10 protein-coding genes and 1 pseudogene are annotated in these 18,049 nt (G+C 52.8%); 5 read left to right on the forward strand and 6 right to left on the reverse strand.

The genetic code is table 11. From position 1 onward, the window contains the following. Nucleotides 1-309: 309 nt before the first annotated feature. From hslU to argS, 4 genes and pseudogenes are all read right to left on the reverse strand, one after another. The gene (gene hslU, locus MXE41_RS08785; RefSeq protein ID WP_246978605.1) at nucleotides 310-1,644 is read right to left on the reverse strand and encodes an ATP-dependent protease ATPase subunit HslU; all 1,335 of its coding nucleotides are present in this window, start codon (nucleotides 1,642-1,644) and stop codon (nucleotides 310-312) included. An 89-nt stretch (nucleotides 1,645-1,733) separates the two neighbouring features. Continuing rightward, nucleotides 1,734-2,261: pseudogene (gene hslV, locus MXE41_RS08790) on the reverse strand (ATP-dependent protease subunit HslV); the annotation flags it as partial. 541 nt (nucleotides 2,262-2,802) lie between these two features. Beyond that, nucleotides 2,803-3,495, reverse strand: a complete 693-nt coding sequence (locus tag MXE41_RS08795; RefSeq protein ID WP_247100231.1) for an SPOR domain-containing protein — start codon at nucleotides 3,493-3,495, stop codon at nucleotides 2,803-2,805. A 318-nt stretch (nucleotides 3,496-3,813) separates the two neighbouring features. Beyond that, the gene (argS, locus tag MXE41_RS08800; protein ID WP_246978601.1) at nucleotides 3,814-5,550 is read right to left on the reverse strand and encodes an arginine--tRNA ligase; all 1,737 of its coding nucleotides are present in this window, start codon (nucleotides 5,548-5,550) and stop codon (nucleotides 3,814-3,816) included. Nucleotides 5,551-6,110: 560 nt separating this feature from the next. Between argS and MXE41_RS08805 the strand changes: the two genes are divergently transcribed. Beyond that, complete coding sequence (locus MXE41_RS08805; RefSeq protein WP_247100232.1) at nucleotides 6,111-7,187, forward strand: hypothetical protein; 1,077 nt, start codon at nucleotides 6,111-6,113, stop codon at nucleotides 7,185-7,187. Between the two features lie 361 nt (nucleotides 7,188-7,548). Next, nucleotides 7,549-8,493, forward strand: coding sequence for a glycosyltransferase family 2 protein (locus tag MXE41_RS08810; protein WP_247100233.1), 945 nt, complete (start codon nucleotides 7,549-7,551; stop codon nucleotides 8,491-8,493). A 200-nt stretch (nucleotides 8,494-8,693) separates the two neighbouring features. Here the strand turns inward: MXE41_RS08810 and priA are convergent, their stop codons facing one another. Then, nucleotides 8,694-11,729, reverse strand: a complete 3,036-nt coding sequence (gene priA, locus MXE41_RS08815) for a primosomal protein N' (protein ID WP_247100234.1) — start codon at nucleotides 11,727-11,729, stop codon at nucleotides 8,694-8,696. A 475-nt stretch (nucleotides 11,730-12,204) separates the two neighbouring features. Here priA and rpmE point away from each other — a divergent pair, with 475 nt between their 5' ends. Together rpmE and MXE41_RS08825 are read left to right on the forward strand one after the other, a co-directional pair. Next, nucleotides 12,205-12,426 (forward strand): 50S ribosomal protein L31, encoded by a 222-nt coding sequence (gene rpmE / locus MXE41_RS08820; RefSeq protein ID WP_246909703.1) that lies wholly within the window; start codon nucleotides 12,205-12,207, stop codon nucleotides 12,424-12,426. 928 nt (nucleotides 12,427-13,354) lie between these two features. Then, on the forward strand, nucleotides 13,355-14,620 hold the full coding sequence (locus tag MXE41_RS08825; RefSeq protein ID WP_246978596.1) for a malic enzyme-like NAD(P)-binding protein: 1,266 nt from the start codon (nucleotides 13,355-13,357) through the stop codon (nucleotides 14,618-14,620). 295 nt (nucleotides 14,621-14,915) lie between these two features. Here MXE41_RS08825 and trmA read toward each other — a convergent pair whose 3' ends face one another. Beyond that, nucleotides 14,916-16,112 carry a tRNA (uridine(54)-C5)-methyltransferase TrmA gene (trmA, locus tag MXE41_RS08830; RefSeq protein ID WP_247100235.1) on the reverse strand — a complete coding sequence of 399 codons (1,197 nt, stop codon included), beginning with the start codon at nucleotides 16,110-16,112 and terminating at the stop codon, nucleotides 14,916-14,918. A 447-nt stretch (nucleotides 16,113-16,559) separates the two neighbouring features. On the opposite strand from trmA, the gene MXE41_RS08835 reads away from it, so the two are divergent. Further along, the gene (locus tag MXE41_RS08835; protein ID WP_247100236.1) at nucleotides 16,560-17,531 is read left to right on the forward strand and encodes a glutamate racemase; all 972 of its coding nucleotides are present in this window, start codon (nucleotides 16,560-16,562) and stop codon (nucleotides 17,529-17,531) included. The last annotated feature ends 518 nt before the right edge of the window (nucleotides 17,532-18,049 follow it).

The raw sequence follows: 18,049 nt of genomic DNA on the forward strand, positions 1-18,049 counted from the left end.
AATTAGAGCTTACTTTTGTATGCCAGCTCTCATCTGTGCCCCGTATGCGGGCATAAAAAAACTCTGCTGTCTGAATGGAAACAGCAGAGTTTGAGTCCCGGGCAGGAGACAGTCCGTCATGGCCTGGCAGGACAGACAGTCGGGCAGGGCATGGCAGGCCAGACCGTCAGGCCAGACCGTCAGGCCGCCCATGGCTGCCATTGATGGCAGCCTGGGGCAGAGGCCGGCTGCGCGGGCGCCCCGGGCGGGGTCGTGCCTGAGGGGCGCGGGCGGCAGTGGCGGCGCGAGCGGAGGTCTTTTTGGGGGACTTTAGAGAATGTAGCGGGACAGGTCCTCGTCCTGGACAATGTCGCTCAGGTGCCTGTTGACGTATTCGGCGTCAATCTCAACAGCTGTGCCTGGCATGTCAGGGGCCTCAAAGGAAATGCTGTCGAGCAGCTTCTCCATAAGAGTGTGCAGACGGCGGGCGCCGATGTTCTCAGTCTTTTCATTGACGGTGAAAGCATCTTCGGCAATGCGTCTGATGGCATCTTCAGTAAAGGTAACCTTTACATCTTCAGTGGCCAGCAGGTACTCATACTGCTTGGTAAGAGAGGCATGTGGCTCCTTGAGAATACGTACAAAGTCTTCAGCGGTTAATGGCTTTAACTCAACACGTATTGGCAGACGTCCCTGCAGCTCAGGTATGAGATCAGAAGGCTTGGCAATCTGGAAAGCACCTGAGGCTACAAAGAGAATATGGTCGGTACGTACCATGCCGTACTTGGTGTTGACCTGACAGCCTTCGATTAAAGGCAGCAGATCGCGCTGTACGCCCTGGCGTGACACTTCTCCACGGGAGCCGCCGCTGCTGCTGTCGCCACCGCAGATCTTGTCGATTTCGTCGATAAAGACAATGCCCTGGTTTTCACAGAGCTTTACGGCCTCGGCACGCAGATCATCTGAGGAGGTGAGCTTTTCAGCCTCTTCCTGGCAGACTTCTTTGAAAGCATCCTTGATCTTCATTTTCTTGGTGACACTGCGGCCCTGAGATAGGGTATCAAACAGGGACTGGAGCTGATTGCTCATGTCATCCATAGGAGAGCTGCCGCCACCAATCAGGCTGAAGCCCTGAGTCTTTTCCTGGGTGCGGATTTCAATCTCACGGTCATCAAGCTCACCCTCACGCAGCTTCTTGCGGAAGATCTGACGGGTGTGATTGGACATTTTCTCGTCTTCGGTAGCTGAAGGATTAGGCAGCAGGGCGTCGAGAATGCGCTCCTCGGCAGCTTCCTGGGCACGGGTGTTGTTGCGCTTGAAAGCCTCTTCCTTGACCAGCTTCATGGCAACTTCCATGAGCTCACGGATAATGGAGTCAACTTCCTTGCCTACGTAGCCCACTTCAGTGTACTTGGTGGCTTCAACCTTGATAAAAGGAGCTTTGGCAAGGGTTGCCAGACGGCGGGCAATTTCAGTCTTGCCCACACCGGTAGGTCCGATCATCAGTATGTTCTTAGGGTAGATTTCCTGACGAATCTTGGGATCAAGCTGCATGCGGCGCCAGCGGTTACGCATGGCAATAGCTACGGCACGCTTGGCTTCGCTCTGGCCGATAATATAGCGATCGAGCTCGCTGACAATCTCACGTGGGGTTAATTCTGACATGGTGTCGATCCTTATTAATCGGCGCTCCAGGAGCCGGACTCCTGAGGCTTGCTTTCACTTGTGCTGCTGTCTTTGTTTTCAGCACCCTCATTGAAATCAATGGTTTCGATGATGTGATTCTGGTTGGTAAAGACACAGATCTCGCCTGCAATCTTCAGAGACTGGCGGACAATTTCCTCAGCACTGAGATCAGTATTGCGCGCCAGAGCACGTGCTGCTGACAGGGCATAGTTGCCGCCTGAACCTGTTGCCAGGATGTCATCATCCATGCGCACAACATCACCCGAGCCTGAAATGAGGAAGCTGCTTTCCTTGTCAGCCACGATCAGGATAGCTTCGAGCTTGCGCAGCATTTTGTCGGTACGCCAGTCCTTGACCAGAGCAACGCAGGCGCGCTCTAAAATACCCTGATGGGCCTCAAGCTTCTTTTCAAAGAGGTCAAGCAGGGTAAAGGCATCGGCAGTGGAGCCGGCAAAGCCGGTAATTACACGGCCCTTGAAAAGACGGCGGATTTTACGGGCATTGTCCTTTAAGACGGTGCTCTGTCCCATGGTAACCTGACCGTCACCACCGACAGCAACCACACCATTTCTGCGTACGGAAACAATAGTTGTCATAGCAATATAATTCCAATTTAGGCTGAGCCTTAGTTCAATGCCCGTCAGTACTCTGATCTGGCAATAATATCTTTAACTAAGTGGGGGCGCACTGCCCGAATATCAAGGTCAGATGCAAAAGCACCATTGCAATGACCATCAAAAAGCAAACATATGGCTTTGACTTCGACAGCTGCAGTACTTTATTGAGCATAGTGCATCTTGCCTGGGAAAGACCCAGAATGCCCCAAAAGCCTCGCAGGCCTGGCCACCTGGCAATAAGGCAGCCGGGCAGCCGCGCCGCCGGTGTCAGGGCAACCAGGATATGCAGGGCAGCCGCGCCGCCGGTGTCAGGGCAACCAGGATATGCCGGGCAGCCGCGCCGCCAGTGTCAGGGCAGGTCGAGCATGCCGGCAGCAGCGCTGCTGTTGTCCGGTATGCCTGGCAGGGCGGGCCTGGGGCTGAGTGCAGGGTTGCAAATAAATAAGAGCCGGTCCTCTTGCGGGGACCGGCTCTTATTATGTGCGCTGCAGGTAAACAGCGCATGAAATCCCGGAGCGGGTTACTGCTTGATAAGAGCGCAGCGCTGCAGCAGGCCTTTGTTGGCCAGATCATTGAAAGTCTTGCGGGCCTCTTCAGCCTTGTCAAAAGGACCAATCTGCAGGCCATGGCTGCCATCCTGATTCTTGATGACGCTGGCGCTGATGCCCTGGAAAGCAAGTACAGCCTTCTGGCTTTCAGCTGCTGCTACAGTAGTGTAGCTGTCGCAAAAGAGCATGGTCTTTTCAGCAACAGGACGGGTCTGAGGAGCACTCTGGCCCTGAGGGGCTGCAAGAGTGGTTTCGTCATAGTCGTCCTCTGTTGGCAGAGGAGCAGGTCCAGGAACGGTAGACTCATTGGAGTAATCGCCCTTCATGCCGGCAAAAGGATCATTGTTCATGCCCTGATCTGATGGACTGGCAGGAGCATCGTTGAGCAGGCTTTCAAGACCGCCGCCCACATGATTGCCGTCATTTTCAAAATCATAGCGCTGTGAGCTTGGCAGCTTCAGACTGCCGTCCTGGCCACTGGCAGGAACCTGCTCGACTACATTGCCTGAGCCGTTGTCAGCCGGGGTTTTGCTGTCATCTTCAGTAAGAGACAGCAGGAAGCTTACAAACAGCAGAACGATAAAGGCTATGCCGCCCAGTGCAAGTACGCGCTTTTTCTGAGGTGGCATTTCCTTGCCATTGAGCAGATTGTCGATCAGTTTCACCTTTCTATCCTCAATGATGACCATCTGTCAGGCTCAGCCTGCAGAAATCTGGTCATGATGGCTGCACAAGGCAGTTCAATGTTACTTTCGCCGGCAGTGGGCCTCAATCATCCCATAAGGGACCAGTGCCAGTCGTTATCAGCGCTGCAGCAATGCCGCTCTCAGCCAGGTAACCGGTACAGGCTGAACCTGCTGGCAGGCCGGAATTACTGCAGCTGCACAGCAGCTTCTCAGCCAGTACAGGCTGCCTGTAACGCAGGCTCATGCTCTGGCTGTCAGTGCTGATAAAGGCGTGAAACTCCTTGAAATCAGGGAGTATTACATTTTTTCCATTACCTGGATGCCCAGCAGGTTAAGGCCCTGCCTGAGCACACGTGCGGTCAGAGCGCACAGAGCAAGACGGGAGCGGCTGGTCTGCTCGTCAACGCCTTCCTTGAGAACCGGGCAGGCCTCGTAGAAGCGCATGAAGGTACCGGAAAGCTCAAAGAGATAAGTACACAGCAGGTGCGGCATGGCCTTGGCAGCTACTGAGTTTACGGTATCAGAGAAAGCCAGCAGACGGGTAGCCAGTGCCTCTTCAGCCTCTTCATTAATCACGATTTGACCTGGAGTTCTGTCGGTCTTGCGGAAGATGGACTGAATACGGCTGTAAGCATACTGCAGATATGGAGCAGTGTTGCCCTCAAAGGAGAGCATCATGTCCCAGTCAAAGATATAGTCGGTAAGACGGTTCTTGGACAGGTCAGCATACTTGACGGCGCCAATGGCAATATCATGAATCACACGCTCTCGCTCACCTGGCTCGTAGACAGAGCCACGCTCGGTAAGCATGGCGTCAACGCGCTTTTCGGCCTCATCGAGCAGATCCTTGAGCTTTACGGTGCCGCCGGTTCTGGTCTTGAACGGCTTGCCATCCTTGCCCAGCATCATGCCAAAGGCTTCGTGTTCGCAGCTTACATTCTCAGGCAGGTAGCCGGCGATACGGGCAATCTGCCACACAGATTCAAGGTGCTGATGCTGGCGGGAGTCAGTAAAGTACATCAGACGGTTGGCATTGAACTTTTCAACACGGTACTTGACGCAGGCCAGATCGGTAGTGGCATACAGGAAGCCGCCATCACTCTTGCGGATGATAATGCCCAGTGGCTCGCCTTCCTTGTTTTTGTATTCATCAAGATAAACAACTACAGCGCCCTTATCCTCAACAGCAATGCCGCGTGAGAGCAGGTCTGTAACCACCTCAGGGAGCATGTCGTTGTAGATACTTTCACCCATCATGTCTTTCTGGGTCAGAGTTACATTCAGGCGATCGTAGATAAGCTGGTTCTGATCCATGGTGATTTTGACCAGCTTCTGCCACATTTCGTGACAGTAGCTGTCACCGCCCTGCAGACGTACTACATAGGAGCGGGCCTTGACAGCAAATTCCTCATCTTCGTCATAGCAGCGCTTGGCTTCACGGTAGAAAGCCTCAAAGTCGCTGAGATTTAGGGCATCATCGTTTTCCTTTTCACACTTTTCAAGGTAGGCGATGAGCATGCCAAACTGGGTGCCCCAGTCACCAACATGGTTGGCTCGGATAACGTTATTGCCCAGAAACTCCAGAACGCGTACTACGGCATCTCCAATCACAGTAGAACGGATATGGTGAACGGCCATTTCCTTGGCAACGTTTGGAGCTGAGTAGTCAACTACAATGTTCTGAGGCTGTTCAGCAACTGCTACACCAAGGCGCTCATCGGCGAGCATGGCCTCAAGCTGGGAGGCTGTGTGGCTTGAGTTGACAAAGAAATTGATAAAGCCTGGACCTGCGATCTCGGTTTTGGCAATACGGCTGTCGTCAGGGAGATTATCTACAATGAGCTGAGCCAGTTCGCGGGGATTTTTGCCCAGTGGCTTAGCCAGCATCATGGCGATATTGGTAGCAAAGTCGCCATGGCTCTTGTCCTTGGTTCGGTCAATTCGGATTTTGCTCTCAACATCATCAGGGATGGCAAAATCTGCTTTTAAGCTGTTAAGACTTGCAAGAACTGAAGAAGCAACAATATCTTTCATAAAAAATCGCAGGCCGGATATGGTGGTTGCCATATAAGCCTGCAGGTCTCCTATACTGGGCACAACAGGATGTTATTCCCCCGGTGAGGCCGACAAAAGCAGCCTGACATACGGGGCACTCGCAGTGCTGACAGCAGCGCCTGTTACCAGAATGCAAACCAGACTGATAAATGCATGTTTATCAGCTTTGCAGGGTGTATGAGGCTTGTGATTACCGTCAGAACCAAAATATCATATTATAACATAGCACCATGCGCTCATATGGCGCTTTTACCTGCAGCAAAACAGCCGGCAAGACTGAAGCACAGCGCTAACAGATCCGATTTATTCATGCTTTATGACGCCCCTGATGCATAGCATGGGGCCCACCCTGAGACCTGCCTGTCATACCACAGCGCTGCAGGCCCGGGGCCATAGCCCGAGTTCCATGCCCAAGGTCCATTCCCGATATCCATGCCCGGATCAGACCCAGGCAAGGCTATGGCGCCTGAGCGGCCGGGTAAGGCGCTGCTGGCGGCGCTGGCTGCAAATATGGATTCAAGCCACAGGAAGAGTAATTAATGGCACAGTATCGCAATATCATTATTTCCCGAACCGACAAGATAGGCGATTTTGTCGTCTCAATACCTTCCTACGCCACCATGAAGGCCATGTATCCTCAGGCCCGCATCATCGCTCTGGTGAGCAAAAACAATCACATCATTGCCCGCAATGTCGACTGTATCGATCACTGTGTGAATATAGATGATTACGCGGACAAAGATCAGCTTCTTGCTGCCATCAGGGCTCTTGAGCCTGATGTATTTGTGGCCCTGGTATCAAATAACGAGATTTCCGCGCTGGCTAAAAAGAGCGGCGCCCCGATTCGTATCGGCCCATACTCAAAGATGATGTCGTTTTTCCATTACAACAGAGGGGTAAGACAGCGTCGCTCCCGGAGCATAAAGAGTGAGGCTGAGTACAATCTTGATCTGGTGCGTTCGCTCGATCCGGCACGCTTTGATGAGGTGGGTATTCAGGCCTCACGCATACACTACAGTGAAGATGATGCTGCATTGGTCGACAGCTGGCTCAAAAAGCAGGGCGCCGGTTCGCGACCTTTCATTCTGATCAATCCTTTTACCGGTGGCTCGGGCTCTAATATCAACGATGAGCACTATGCTCAGGTAATTGCCACTCTGCTTGATCCCAGGACGGCTCAGGATGCAGGCATCAATACTGCCGATCACGCCTTTGATGTGATTATCATGGGCATGGAGCAAAACGCTCAGAGTATGGAGCAGATGGTGGCTGGTCTTGATGAGCAGGCCAGATCAAGGGTCTATCTGTTTATCAACAGTGCAAGTCTTATGGTGGCAGCTGCCATGGTGGATCGCTGTACATTCTTTATTGGACCAAGCACAGGCATCACCCAGATTGCAGGCAATTACCGCAAGGCCTGTATCTGCTTTTACTCTACCCGCATCTCCAACTCCCATACTCGCTGGGCCCTTTATGGCGACAGGGATGAGCACCCTGTGACCCTCAGGCTTGAAGATCTTCACCCTGAGACCAAAAAGCTCATTACCATGACCCCAGAGATTAAGCAGCAGATTGTAGCCCCGGCCATGAGCGCACTTAAGAGCCTGCTTTCATGAAGGTCATGACGAGCGGCGCTGCCTGGCAGTCCCGGCTCCGTCACCAGCGCCGGCAGCCCCGGTTCAAGCCTTGGCCTCATGGCTCATGCCCGACCTGCGGCCCCATGCTGACATATGGCTCAATGCACGAGGCATGGCTCCATGACGGAGATCTGGGCCCATGCACGAGGCATGGCCCCATGACGGAGATCTGGACCCATGCATGAGGCATGGCCCCATGACGGAGATCTGGGCCCATGCATGAGGTATGGCCCCATTACCGGGATATGCCCCTGCAGGTCACGCATGGTCCGATGAGGACTGCAGGTATATATAATCATCAGAACAACCACAGAACAGCAACGAAACAAGAGGCCCGGACATGCCAGGTACACAGCAAAATGATTTAACCGCAGCTGCTACATCTCAGGTTATTGAGCATGAGGCTGCGCCTGGAGTTACAGCTGACGGCAGCGCTCCGCTGCCAGGTGGCAGACTGCCGCTGACCATTGCCATCATTGCTCATAATGAGGAGGACCGTTTGCCTGCAACTCTGGCAGCTGCAGCTGATCTGGCCTCTGAGATTGTGGTGATAAACTCGGTATCCACTGACCGCACCATTGATGTGGCCAGGGCATTTGGTGCCAGGGTCTATACCGAGGAGTTCAAGGGGTATGTGGAGCAGAAAAACTCTCTTATTCCCAAGTGCACCCAGGACTGGATTCTCTTTCTTGATGCTGACGAAGTACTTAATGACGATCTGCGCAATGACATCATCCGTGTTATTGAGGCCAATGAGCTGGCCGGCTTTGAGATGAACCGCAAGACCCACTATCTGGGAAAGCTTCTAGATCATGCATGGCAGCCAAACTACCGTCTGCGTCTGGTGCGCCGTGACAGCAATCCGCGCTGGGAAGGTGAAATTGTTCATGAGGCTCTGGTCTCTGATGTCCCGGTAAAGCGCCTCAATGGTTTCATCATTCACTATTCCTACCGTGATATTGATGACCACTTCCGCCGCACAATACGTTATGCCCGCATGTCAGCTCAGAGCTATATGGTCAAAGGCAAGAAAGCCTCACTGATGAAGATCATCTTCAGCCCTGTGTTCAGCTTCATCAAACTGTACTTTATCAAGCTTGGTTTTCTTGATGGCCGTGCAGGCTATCTGGCTGCTCAGTCAGCATTCATGTATACCCTGCTCAAATATTACTTCCTGTGGGAGGCAGGCCTCAGGCTCAAAGACAATCCAATGGAAGTTCACATCAACAGGTCCAATGCTCCTCAGTCAGCAGTAGATGCCTGCAAGGACAAAGGATCTGACTGAGTCCGAAGCTGACATGGCAACAGCTCCACAGCAAAAGCCACCGCAGAAATACGGGGGCTTTTGCTTTGCAGGCCATGCAGCCATGGCGGCCGATCTGGCTGCAGAATCATGCTCAGGTTATGGGCGGGCGCAGCTCCTGCCTTTGTCATGGTTCCTGCATGGCGGACAGTCAGGCAGGCAAGGGCAGTGCTGGCCGGGCGCTAGACTGAAGATACCGGGTCGACATCGATGGCAAAGCGCAGGTCCTTGAGGTTTTTCATGCCGCTGTAAACGGTGGTGATTTCATCAAGAACACGGTCGAGGGCACTGCGGCTGTGCGCAATGATATTGCAGTGGAAATGGAAGCGGTTAAAGCGCTTTTCAGTACGGTCTGAGAAGATAATGCTTGGCCTTACCTCATTGAGCACACCGTCGGTACGGTTTTCAAACGTGGTCATGATGTCGCGCAGAGTGTAGAAAGCAAGGTCACGGTCGGTGGAGTTGACCATGACTATGGCCTGGAAAGTATAAGGAGGCAGCATTTTGTCCTTGCGTATGGTCAGCAGCTCGCAGGCAAGACGCAGGTAGTTAAAGGACGGATCTACCAGTGACTGCAGCAGCAGGTGATCAGGATGGCGGGTCTGAATATAGACATCACCCTCCTTGTCAGCTCGTCCGGCACGTCCGGCTACCTGGGTAACAAGCTGAGCTGTGTACTCATAGCCACGGAAGTCATCGCAGAACAGACCTCCGTCAACATCAAGAATGCCTACCACGGTCACATCTGGAAAGTCATGACCTTTGGCCAGCATCTGGGTTCCTACAATGATTTCGCTCTCATGTTGCAGGATACGCTGCAGACTCTGATCAAGTCCCTCCTTTGAGGTAATGACATCGCGGTCGATACGCTCAATGCCCACGTCCATAAAACGCTCGCTCAGATATCCGGCCACCTGTTCGGTACCAACGCCTATCTCAATAAGTGGGTACAGATGTCCTGTCTTGGCGCGGCAGTATGGACAGTGCTTTACCAGCTGGAAAAACGAGTTGCAGACGTGACAGCACATCTGATGCTTTTCCTTATGCACGGTAAGGGCAACATCGCACTTTGGGCACATGACCACATAGCCGCAGTGCGGGCAGATCAGTGCGCTGGAAAAGCCACGGCGGTTAAGGAAGAGCAGTGCCTGCTGGTGCTGTGCAGTAGCAATGCCTACGGCCTTTTCCACCACCTCGCCCACACCGGCCAGCACATTTTCATTGAGCTCATCGGCGCGCAAATCAATAAGGTGCATGCGCGGCAGCCTTGCCTTCTGAGCTCGTCTTACCAGATCAAGTCTGCGGAAAAAGCCCAGCTGACAGTAGTGGACTGACTCAAGTGATGGAGTAGCAGAGCCCAGAAGCAGCACACAGTTGTTAAGACGGGCACGGTATACAGCCAGGGTGCGGGCATGATAGCGCAGACCGTCACCCTGCTTGAATGAGCTGTCGTGCTCTTCGTCAATGACAATCAGCCCAAGATTGTTCACCGGCGTAAACAGGGCGGAGCGGGTGCCAATGAGAATGGCTGCTCTGCTGGTGTACATGTCGAGGAAAGCATCAAGACGCTCACGGTCGCTAAGTCCTGAGTGAATGGTGGCTACAGGTACTTTAAAACGCTGGTAGAAGCGCTTGAAAGTCTGAGGGGTAAGAGCAATTTCCGGCACCATTACCAGAGCTCTTTTGCCCTGTCTCAAGGTGTGCTCAATAGCCTGCAGATAGACCTCGGTCTTACCTGAACCGGTAACACCATTGAGCAGGAAGACGCCATAGCCCTGCTGGGAGTTAATGGCTTCAAGCACGGCCTGCTGCTCATCATTGAGGATAAAAGGCTTGTCAGCAATGATATTGTCAGCTGCAGCTTCAGCCTCAAGGTCATAGGGCTGCAGATCATGGGCAAAGTCTATGGCCCGGGCCATGCCCTTTTTGATCAGGGCCTTGCCCTGAGCTGAGGTCCAGCCCTGCTCACGCAGATCGGTATTCTTGCGCGGACCGTTACGCAATGCCATCAGGAGCTCTTTCTGACCGACAGAGCGCAGCTTTTTAAGAGCATCTTCAAGTTCATCTTCAGGTACAGTTAAAGCAAGTCCCGGGATCTCACGATAGGAGGCATGGCCGCCATCTCGCAAAATTGCTGGCAGTCCCACAGGAACAGTCTGACCTACAGGGTAGTGATAGTAGGCGGCCGCATAGAGCAGGGTCTGCATCACATCAGGCACAATCACAGGCTTTGCATCAATAAGTGAGCATTCCTTGAGTGACCTGACCGGCATGCCTGACATGGCGCCTGTTGCGGTAATTACACCTACCTCTTTATTGCCTTTGGCATAGCCAAAGCTCACATGGACGCGGCAGCCTATGATCTCATTGCCGTATCTGCCATACATGCGGTAGTCATAGGTCTGGTACAGGGCGCGGTTAATAGCAACCTGAACTACAGTCCACTCACTTTCATCAAAGTCCTCTTCGACAGTGGTGGTCACAGATATACGTCCGGATGCGCGCGCGCCTTTTTTCCTGGTCTTGCCGGTCTGAGCCGGGCGGGCGCTCTGAGGGGTCAGGGTAAAACTGTCCTCATCTTCCTCGTCCATGCCCAAAGCCCTGGCAGCTTCAACAGCACCGGCATCAGCATCTTTTTTCCTGCGCCCCCTGCCTTTACCTGCAGCAGTCTGTGAGCCGCTCGTTGTGCCACGACGAGCACGACCGGTGCTGCTGCCGGCAGCAGCGCTGCTCTCATCAGCAGACGCACCGGTGGCAGCGCATGCAGCAGCACTGCTGTCTGTACCTGCTGCATCAGAGCCACCGGCAGATCGACCGGCTGCCGGAACGGCCGTGATGTCAGCTGCAGCCTTGCCATGGGCTGAGGCAGTCTTGTCCTTGCTGTCATTAGTGGTCATAAGTGAACGTCCTTGAGGATCCTTAAGCTCAGTCTGGGCTGCTGCAGCGCCTGTAACGGCCGCACGGCTCCGGCGACGGCCCCTGCCGGCAGGAGCGGCTTTGGGCAGAGGCACTTTTTGAGTCTTAAGTGCTTCAGCTACGCGCAGTTCCAGTTCGCTGCCCTTGCCTACAGCCTCACGCATCATGGCCTCGTCAGAACTGAGATCCTTCATTGCCTCAGAAATCTCGGCAATTTCACGGTCCATACTGGTCTGACCGAAGTGACGGAGAGTATTGCTGCCCGGTGCTGCGGCAGGGGAATCATTATTCTGACCGGTCATAGACAACTCCTTATCAAGCTGTGGGAAAGGAAAGCGCGGCTCACTGTGAGCGGCACCAGCTGTCTTCAGTTATAGCAAACCAGATCGGTACAGAGAATTTTCTGGATGCTAATTGTAATGGTCCTTTTAACATATTGGGACATGATTTATCCGATCGCATTGTGCTCAGCCCGCCGACAGCTAATCTGCAGTCCCGCCCCGGATGACGTACGGGACAGTAAGGCCCGGCCAGGCACCACCAGGGCGGAGCTGCAGGAGCTGGCGCTGCCATTCCATGCTGCAGAGCCAGGCGCGGCATGCAGCCGGTAAATATGAGGCGCAACTGCTGCCAGATAAAAGTTAAGTCTTAGTGAATGAATATGTTGCCTTTCTGTCAAATTTAAATTATCATGAGGCGCTTTTTTACATAACCGCATGTGGTGTTCGGCGCAATATTAAGTTTGTGGCGGAATGGCGACATGCACTTGAGGTCCAAATGCAAAAGAATATTCACCCACAGTACGAGTTAGTAAACGTACGCTGCTCCTGCGGTAACAAGTTCCAGGTTCGTTCCACTGCAGGTCACGACATCGATATCGAAGTCTGCTCCTTATGCCACCCATTCTTCACCGGCAAGCAGAAGATCGTTGATACCGGCGGTCGTGTTGAAGCCTTCAAGAAGCGCTTCGGTATGCTCGGCGCTCAGAAGCAGCAGTAATTGGGTCAGGCCTCCTGCCATATTCATGGACAGGATGCTCCATAAACCTGATTATGCGGCATTGGGATGGGCCGCACCGCCAGCTATGGCCAGCATGTTCTGACCGTACCGCTGGACTCATAAAAGGAAGTTGCCTTTTGTGTCATCCCGTCCCGGCTGAGCCGGGATATCAAAAAAACGCCTGTGCCCCGTGGGAACAGGCGTTTTTTTATGCCCGTAACATCTGCACGGCCCAAGTCTGTCTGTCGGTCTGTTTGTCTGCCGTCCTTGCAGGCCATAAGCTCCATCCGAGGGCCATGTCTGGTTGAGACATAGCAGTCAGGCTGGTCAGGTGGCAGCCAAAGCTGCTGGTGCCCGGGGACGGTTATAAAACACGGGGGAATTTTGGCGGCAGAGGCTGTGGTTTTGATTTGTCCAAAGAGATGCAGGTCACGTCACAAGTCACGAAGACACGGGGATAGGTACTTTCGGTCAGAAATGCACATAATAGTGATTTCACTTTAAAAAAGTTGATTTAATAATGGAAGTCTTTCGACCATTGTCAGTTAAAAAGCGTCAGTTTTATATCTATGAAAGGGGTCTTCAAGAACTGATAAATTCTTGCAATTGCAGGTGCGGACTTACTTTGGAGCTATGATGACCATGTGCCTGGACACGCGCCGGACAGCCTTTCCACAGGCTTTGCGGTGAAGTGAGAGACGGATCAATCTTTGGGGATTTAATTCAACACATCTTTCAAAAATACGACTGGTTTCTCACAATTTTCGGTACTTCTTGACTAAACTCTTCATCCGTTGAGTTATTCAAACTGAACCTGGGGCTGTTCTGAGATTTTCAGAACCTTCCGGGAACAGGATGACCGCTGCCGAAGCGTGCAGCAGGCATGAATTTTTTAAACAGGCTGATGCATTTTTTTAAGGGGGATGCCTTGGATCAGAAGTCTTTACACGATGCCGCTCTGGAGTATCACGAGAAGCCAGTTCCTGGCAAAATCAAGGTTGTAATTACCAAGGCCGCTGAAACCGCCAGCGACTTAACTTTAGCCTACAGCCCAGGCGTAGCCGAGCCAGTACGTGAGATTGCCAACAATCCAGCTGATGCTTTCCGCTACACTGGCAAGGGTAACTCCGTAGCCATTATTTCCAATGGTACTGCCATTTTAGGTTTAGGCAATTTAGGCCCTCTGGCCTCCAAGCCAGTTATGGAAGGCAAGGCCCTCCTGTTTAAGCGTTTTGCCGGCATTAACGCCATCGACATCGAAGTTAAGAACAAGACTGTTGAAGACTTCATCACCACTGTCGAGTGCATTGCCGATACCTTCGGTGGTATCAACCTCGAAGATATCAAGGCTCCAGAGTGCTTTGAGATCGAGCGCGAGTTAATCAAGCGCTGCCAGGTACCTATTTTCCACGACGACCAGCACGGTACTGCCATCGTAAGCTGCGCCGGCATTCTCAATGCCCTCGAGCTTCAGGGCAAGAAGATTGAAGACTGTAAGGTTGTCTGCGTAGGCGCCGGTGCTGCCGGTGTTGCCTGCTCTGACCTGCTCATCGCAGCAGGTGCTGACAAGTCCAAGTTATTCATGGTTGACCGTCACGGCGTAATCCGCTCTGACCGTGCCCAGTACAACAACGGTGAGAAGCCACGTTTTGTAAACGATGCCGGTCCTAAGACCCTGGCTGAGGCCTGTGCCGGTGCTGACTTATTACTGGGTGTATCCGGCCCTGGCCTGATAACCGAAGAAGACTTAAAGAGCATGGCTCCTAAGGCTGTAGTATTTGCCTGCTCCAACCCTGATCCAGAGGTTGAGCCAGCTGTAGTACGTCGTGTACGTCCTGATATCATCATTGGTACCGGCCGTTCCGACTATCCAAACCAGATCAACAACGTTCTGTGCTTCCCATTCTTATTCCGTGGCACCCTGGACGTACGCGCTACCTGCATCAACCAGGAGATGAAGCTGGCTGCCATGGAGGCTATCCGTGAACTGGCAAAGGAGCCTGTTCCAGCTGAGGTAGTAAAGGCTGCTCAGGTTGACAAGCTTGAGTTTGGTCCAGATTACGTAATTCCTAAGCCAATGGATCCACGCTTACTGCCTAAGGTATCCCGTGCTGTAGCACAGGCTGCCGTTGACAGCGGTGTTGCTCAGATCCCAATGCCAGAGAACTACAGCCCGGCTCTTGAGAACTACTAATTCTCAGACTGGCACCTTAATCTGGTGATCAAAAAAAGGCATTCAGAAAATTCTGAATGCCTTTTTTTACGCCTTTAACAGCATCCTCCCGGCCCATGGCTCATGGCGCCGCACTTAACGGCGCCACCGCCCCATATGGCCGGGCGGCAGTATGGACAGGCCATACAGAGCGGTCTGCCATGTCTGCTGTCTGCCGTGCCCTGCTGGCTGTCAGGCCGCCAGCCCATCAGGCAGTCCTGCTGTCTGGCAGGCAGGCCGCCAGCCCGGCAGTCCGGCTGGCTGCGCGTGGCAGCTGTCAGCGGCGGATCAGCAGTACGCCACTTTCCATGTGACTGGTGTATGGGAACTGGTCAAAGAAAGCCAGACGGGCAATGCGGTGAGTGCGGGTAAGATATTTGAGATCTGAGGCCAGGGACTCAGGACCGCATGAGATGTAAATGACGCGGTCATAGGAGCTGGTAAACTTCAGGGCTTCTTCATCGTTCAGACCGGCTCGTGGAGGGTCGATAAGCAGGGTACCAAAGTCAAAATCATCAAGATTGATCTCCTTTTCCTGCAGACGGCGGAAAGTGCGTACATGAGTCAGGGCCTCTGTTACCTCAAGAGCGCTCAGACGGGCCATGCTGATATTGTCCACCCCATTGAGCTGCATGTTAAATACAGCTGTTTCGGCTGGCAGACGGGCAACCTCGGTTGCAAACACGCGTGGGAACAGTGGGGCAAGAGTTACGGTAAAGGTACCGGAGCCACAGTACAGCTCAATCAGATCTCTGGCCTTCTGTCCTTTGGCCTTTGCTTCATCAATGCCGTCCTGAGCGCAGGAAAGAGCAAAGTTAAGCATGGCTGAGCAGGCTGTAGCATTAGGCTGAGAGAAAGTACCTTCCACCTGCTTGAGGCGGATATCGCCTCTGGTGGTAGGAATAGTCTCGATGACATGATCCTTGCCTATGACAATGGCCTGCTTGCGGGCGTGGGCCACAAAGGAAATGGACAGACCCTGCTCATTAAGTCGGGTATAAAGACCCTGTGCTTCCTCCTGCCATGCCTCATCGAGCTTTTTGTGATAGTTGAGGCTGATAACAACATCATCATGGCTGTTGCTCAGAAAGTCAGCACCAAACAGCTTGCGCTTGACCAGAGGGTATTCAGGCAGGAGCTCGCGCAGAGCGGCCATGGCCCTGTTAATGGAGACAGTGCAGCCTGGGAAGTCCTTGATCAGAATGATCTTGCGTGGCTTGCTGCCTGGCTCATACATGGCGTAATCGCAGGTGCCGTCATTGTGGTGGAAGACGGAAAACTCAGCGCGCATGCGGTAGTGTTCAGGGATGGATGCATGTACCTCAGGAGTAAGGCCACACAGATCCTCATAGCCTCTGAGATCATCTGAATCCTGCAGCGTCTCTTTGAGCATGCCGAATACTCTGGTGACCTTCTCATCAAGATAGGCCTGATAATTGTCTTTGTCAGTCGTGGTCAAAAGAACTGGTAACATGCTCAAAATCCTGTATTTCTCAGAAAAAAACTCGACTGCATGTTAGCAAAAAAGTCACTAAACTGCATAAAACAGCTTTTCCCAGCCCAGTTTCACACCATCAACTCCTGTCATCAGCTCACCATCCGCACGGTTCACGCAAAACAGTGTAACCATGCTGGCCTGTCCTGAATGGCAGGCCAGGAGTGGCGGCTGGGCATATGCCAATGCAGGCCAGGGACATGCGGGCCTGGAGTATAATCGGATGTACATCGAATTTTGGCCGGCTCTGATGGCCACGAGGCCTGGCAGTGCCTGTAATTGCGGGCAATGCGGTCTGGCAGTGCCTGTACTGGCGGGCAATGCGGCCTGCCCTGGGCGCTGCTGCACTGCTGAGCAAGCAGCAGCTGCACGGGAAGCAAGGTGGTCAGCAGCAGGTCTTACTATGACAGTTTTTGAGGAGGGCTTATGACCCAGAAGCGCAAACCGACAGTTCTGTTTTTTGATTCGGGCATGGGCGGCCTGTCAGTATTTACTGAGGCATGGAAGCTCAATCGCGATGCCGCTTTCTATTACCTCTTTGATCATGAGTGCTTTCCCTATGGCAATAAGAGCGAGGTCTTTTTACGCCGCCGTGTGTCTGCACTGCTAAAGGCAGTATCTGATGAGCTGCATCCTGATCTGATTGTTATTGCCTGCAATACCGCCAGTACCACAGTTATGCCTGTCATAAGAGATATCTTCAGCATTCCTGTAGTAGGTGTGGTTCCGGCCATCAAGCCGGCAGCAGCCATAAGCCGCAACAAACACATTGCCCTGCTGGCTACCCCGGGTACAGTTCACAGGGCCTATACCGATTTCCTGATCAACGAATTTGCCTATGACTGCCGTGTGATGCGCATTGGCAGTGAGGACCTGGTGCGCCTTGCCGAAGCTGAGCTGCTCAAGTTTGGTCGCAGGTTCTGTGCCGAGCATCTTGCTGATCTGGAAAATGCTCAGGGCCGACACAGCTGCATGCTTGAGAATGAGCATCTGCATATTGCTGATGACGACAGTACCAATCATCAGCGCCTTGAGAAGATTCTAGAGCCGGTTCTGTCCCTGCCTCAGGGTGATCGTCCTGACACTCTTATTCTGGGCTGCACCCACTTCCCGCTGCTGCGCGATGACATTGCTCAGGTGCTCGGACCGGACATTACTCTGGTTGACTCAGGTGAGGCCGTAGCAAGAAGAATCAACTCCCTGCTGGCAGGTCAGCAGGAAAGCAGCGGCGCAGCAGGCGCCGCTGCTGGCGGGGCCGTAGAGAGCGGACCGCAGGTTGCCATGTATACAGGTAATGCTACCGATCAGGAAAAGGACATGTTTGAGTGCACCTTCCGCTGCTTTGGTTTTGTTGAGGTCAGAAACTTCATACTCAAGGATGCCGGTACCGTTGCATAAACGCCCGACAGGGGCGCAGCCGCTCAGCTGCTGGCTGAGCGGCTGCCTGCCTCAGTGCTGTTAAATTCAGACAAAATCTTCGTGTCGGACAGGTGAGCAGACAGCTTTCAGTATCTGGCAGGCTTAAAAATGCGGAAAATGTGGGGGTTGCACTATGACGGTGCGTTGTTTTGTGGTCGGGGATGAGATCCAAATCTCAGAAAAAAGGAAAATATTGGCGGATAAAAGCCCGTAGATATCGTGTTTTTGCTCAAAGTATTAAAAAACTTTAAAAAAACTGTGAAAAAAGTGTTGACCCGGTGGTGAAAATCATTAAAATACGTTTCCGCTGTGACGCACTGAGCGAATCAGCTGCAAAAGCCCAGCGCTTTGAAGTTCTTTAAAAATCAGATAAGTACAGACAATCTGTGTGGGTTCTTTAAGTTAAGAACTTTGAGTTTTGCCAACAAACTGGCAACTGGTTACAGTTGCACTTCAAACGAATCATTAAAGTGAAGAGTTTGATCATGGCTCAGATT

Source organism: Anaerobiospirillum sp. NML120449 (assembly GCF_023051105.1).
Taxonomy (GTDB): domain Bacteria; phylum Pseudomonadota; class Gammaproteobacteria; order Enterobacterales; family Succinivibrionaceae; genus Anaerobiospirillum.